The sequence below is a fragment of the Rhabdothermincola sp. genome, assembly GCF_036846205.1.
GTDB lineage: Bacteria > Actinomycetota > Acidimicrobiia > Acidimicrobiales > Acidimicrobilacustridaceae > Rhabdothermincola.
Window position 1 is genome coordinate 1 of sequence record NZ_DAIUCK010000157.1, and the last position, 4206, is coordinate 4206.

General features: G+C 70.9%; 3 protein-coding genes. 2 read left to right on the forward strand and 1 reads right to left on the reverse strand.

Translation table 11 applies throughout. From position 1 onward, the window contains the following. Positions 1-22: 22 nt before the first annotated feature. Positions 23-2740 (reverse strand): pyruvate dehydrogenase (acetyl-transferring), homodimeric type, encoded by a 2718-nt coding sequence (aceE, locus tag V7004_RS15300; protein WP_334145084.1) that lies wholly within the window; start codon positions 2738-2740, stop codon positions 23-25. A 105-nt stretch (positions 2741-2845) separates the two neighbouring features. Here aceE and V7004_RS15305 point away from each other — a divergent pair, with 105 nt between their 5' ends. Further along, a complete protein-coding gene (locus tag V7004_RS15305) occupies positions 2846-3871 on the forward strand; it encodes an SLOG family protein (RefSeq protein ID WP_334145081.1) in 1026 nt (341 codons plus the stop codon). A 23-nt stretch (positions 3872-3894) separates the two neighbouring features. After that, positions 3895-4206, forward strand: a 312-nt coding sequence (locus V7004_RS15310) for a hydantoinase/oxoprolinase N-terminal domain-containing protein (RefSeq protein WP_334145082.1), incomplete at its 3' end; no start/stop codon positions are given.

The following is a 4206-nucleotide window of genomic DNA, read 5'->3' on the forward strand; positions in this document are numbered from 1 at the left end:
GGTGCGGCGGGCCCGGCGTGCGTCAGCGGGTACGGGGATCGGGGAGGTCGGGATCGATGCCCAGACGGTCGATGGCCTTCGCCGCGACGGAGGGATCGACGGCACCGTCGCGGGCCATCGCGCCGAGCACCGCCACCTCGACGTGGGCGGCGTCGGTCTCGAAGAACCGGCGCAGCGCCTGGCGGGTGTCGCTGCGCCCGAAGCCGTCGGTGCCGAGCGGGACGAACGTGCGACCGGCGGGGACGAAGCGGGCGATCTGGTCAGGGACGGCCTTCATGAAATCGGTGACCGCGACGATGGGGCCGGTGCTGGCGGCCAGGCGTTCGGTCACCAGTGGCGTCCTGGGCGGCTCGGTGGGATGGAGCCGGTTCCAGCGCTCGACCGAGAGTGCCTCCTCCCGCAGCCGTTTCCACGACGTGACGCTCCACAGCTCGACGCCGATCCCGTGCTGCTCGGCGAGCTGGGCCTGCGCGTCGCGAGCGGCGAGGTGCGCGGTACCCGAGAACAGGATCGTCGCTGCCGGTTCCGTGCCCTCCGGCGCGCCCGCGAAGCGGTAGATCCCCGAGCAGATCTCCTCGTCGCTCACCGCCTCCGGCTGTGGCGGCATCTCGTAGTTCTCGTTGTAGAGGGTGAGGTAGTAGAAGATCGCCTCGCCGGTGCCGCCCGGACCGCCGTACATGCGGTGCAGCCCGTCCCGGATGATGGCGCCCATCTCGTAGGCGAACGCGGGGTCGTAGGCCTGGCAGGTGGGCACGGTGGACGCCAGCACGTGGCTGTGTCCGTCCTGGTGCTGGAGACCCTCGCCGAGCAGCGTGGTGCGCCCGGCGGTGGCCCCCAGGAGGAACCCTTTGGCCTGGGCGTCGGCGGCGGCCCAGATGAGGTCGCCCACCCGCTGGAAGCCGAACATCGAGTAGAAGACGAAGAACGGCACCATCGGCACCCCGCGGGTCGCATAGGCCGTGCCCGCCGCGGTGAAGCTCGCCATCGAACCCGCTTCGGTGATCCCCTCCTCCAGGATCTGGCCCCGCTGGTCCTCGGAGTACGACAGCAGGAGCTTGGCGTCGACCGGCTCGTAGAGCTGGCCCTGCGCGGCGTAGATCTTGAGCTCCCGGAACAGCGCGTCCATCCCGAAGGTGCGGGCCTCGTCGGGGATGATGGGCACCACCCGGGGCCCGAAGTGCTCGGTTCGAGCCAGGTTCCGGATCAGGCGGGTGAAGGCCATGGTGGTCGAGACCTTCTGCCCTCCCGACCCGGCCGCGAGCTCCGCGAACGCGCTGTCCGGTGGGAGCTCGAGCGGTCGGCGGATCGTCACCACCCGAGCCGGCAGCGGCCCGTCGAGCGCCCGGCGCCGCTCCATCAGGTAGGTGTGCTCGACGGAGCCTTCCGGTGGGCGGTAGTAGGGCGGGCGGTCGCCGTCGAGCGCCTCATCGGGGATGACGTCGTCGAGCCGCAGCCGGTCGCGCAGCTCGCGGAGCTGCTCGGTGGTCATCTTCTTGATCTGGTGGGTGGCGTTGCGGCCCTCGACCTCGGAGCCGAGCGCCCAGCCCTTCACCGTCTTGGCCAGGATCACCGTCGGCGCGCCCCGCTGCTCGGTGGCCGCCTTGTACGCCGCGTAGAGCTTGCGGTAGTCGTGACCGCCCCGGGGCAGGGCACGCAGCTCGTCGTCGCTCAGGTGCTCCACCATCTGGCGCAGCCGGGGGTCGGGGCCGAAGAAGTGCTCGCGGATGTGGGCGCCGTCGCTCACCGCGTAGCGCTGGAAGTCACCGTCGACGGTGGTGTTCATCTTGTGTAGCAGCAAGCCGTCGGTGTCGCGCTCGAGTAGCTCGTCCCAGGCGGTGCCCCAGATGACCTTGATGACGTTCCAGCCCGACCCACGGAACACCGCCTCGAGCTCCTGGATGATCTTGCCGTTGCCCCGCACCGGCCCGTCGAGGCGCTGCAGGTTGCAGTTGACCACCCAGATCAGGTTGTCGAGACGCTCCCGCCCCGCGAGTGAGATGGAGCCCAGTGTCTCGGGCTCGTCGCACTCGCCGTCGCCGAGGAAGCACCACACCCTCGACTCGCTGGTGTCGTCGATCTGGCGGTGCTGGAGGTAGCGGTTGAACCGGGCGTGGTAGATGGAGTTGATCGGCCCGAGTCCCATCGACACGGTCGGGAACTCCCAGAAGTCGGGCATCAACCAGGGGTGGGGGTACGACGAGAGACCCGGGCCCTCACCGGAGAGCTCGCGACGGAAGTTCTCGAGGTGAGCCTCGTCGAGTCGCCCCTCGAGATACGCCCGCGCGTAGATCCCAGGAGCGGCGTGGCCCTGGAAGTAGACGTGGTCGCCTGGGAGTCCGTCCTCCTTGCCCCGGAAGAACCAGTTGAACCCGACCTCGTACAGCGACGCGGACGAGGCGAAGGTCGACAGGTGGCCACCGATGCCGTCGGCCCGCTTGTTCGCGTAGACGACCATGACCGCCGCGTTCCAGCGGATGAACGCCCGGATGCGCTTCTCGAGGGCTTCGTCGCCGGGGAACCAGGGCTGCTCGGCGGTGGGGATGGTGTTGATGTAGGGGGTGTTGACCTCCGCCGGGGTGCCGATCTGGCGCTCGCGGGCGCGCTCGGTGAGCTTGGAGACCAGGTAGCGGGCCCGGGTCTTGCCCTTGGCGTCGATCACCGCGTCGAGAGACTCGAGCCACTCCTGCGTCTCGCCGGGGTCGGTGTCGGGGAGCTGATGGACGAACTGGTCGATGATCATCACCATCGATGATGCCCGCTCGGCGCCGGTTACCGGCCGGTAGATCCGTCGGAGGGGCAGGCCGGTCACGTGCGAGGATGCGGGCGTGAGCTCGGAGCGCCGACGATGAGCACCGTCGTGTACACCGACGGCGCGTGCAGCGGGAACCCGGGGCCCGGCGGGTGGGCGTGGGCCGTGCCGGCCGGCCCGTACGCGTCCGGGGCGGAGCCGCGGACCACGAACCAGCGCATGGAGATCACCGCCGCGCTCGAAGCCGTGCGGGCCAACCCCGGCCGGCTGGAGGTGGTGAGCGACTCCACCTACGTCGTGAACTGCTTCCGCGACCGCTGGTGGGAGGGATGGCTCGAACGGGGCTGGAAAAACAGCCAGCGCAAGCCGGTCGCCAACCGCGACCTGTGGGAGCCACTGGTCGAGCTGGTGCGCGCCCGCGGGGACGTCACCTTCCGCTGGGTCAAGGGCCACGGCGGTGACCCGATGAACGAGCTGGTGGACCGCTTGGCGGTCGAAGCCGCGCTCGAGCAGCGGGGGCGGTCCGGCATTGGAGCGCCACCCGAGCTGGGACCGGCCGACCGGGTGGGGCGACCCCAGCCGGCGGCGCTGGCCGACGCGCCGCTGCCCGGCCATCCCCTGGTGGTGTTCGGTCACCGTCCCCCCGAGCTCGGCGGCTACGGGGACAACCCGGTGGCCGCCGAGGTGCGCCGCAAGCTGGTGCAGATCCTCCGGGCCAAGCACGAGCTGTTCGCCGACCTGGTGGTGGTGACGGGGTTGCGGCTCGGCGCCGAGATGCTCGGCGCGCAGGCTGCCCGGGAGGCGGGTGTGCCGTACCTGGTGGTGCTGCCGTACCCGCATCCCGAGAAGGTGTGGCCCGACGAGTCCCAGCACCAGTTCCGTGACCTGCTCGACGACGCCATCGACGTGATCACCCTGGAACGCAAGGAACCACGCTCCAAGCAGCAGGCCGGCGCCGCACTGGCCCGCCGGGACGCGTGGCTGGCCCGGCACGCGGCCGAAGCGGTGCTGGTGTGGGATCGCCGCGACGAGAGCCTCGGTCGCCTCCACCGCTCGCTCACCGATCATCTCGGCGAGGACGTGTGGATCCTCGAACCACCCGCACCCGACCCGGAGCCCTGATGCCTCTCGGGATGCGTCTGGGGATGCGTCTGGCCAGCGACACCGGCGGCACCTTCACCGACCTGGTCACCGACGACGGCCGGGTGCTCAAGGTGCCCTCCACCCCCGACGACCCGGGTCGGGCCGTGCGCCAGGGCATCGCCACCCTGGCCGCCGGCCCGGTCCACGTGCTGGCGCATGGCACCACCGTCGCCACCAACGCCCTGCTCGAGCGGCGCGGCGCCGTGGTGGCGCTGGTGACCACCGAGGGCCTGGCCGACGTCATCGAGATCGCCCGCCAGGACCGGCCGTCGCTGTACGACCACACGATCGACCGGCCCACCCCGCTGGTGCCC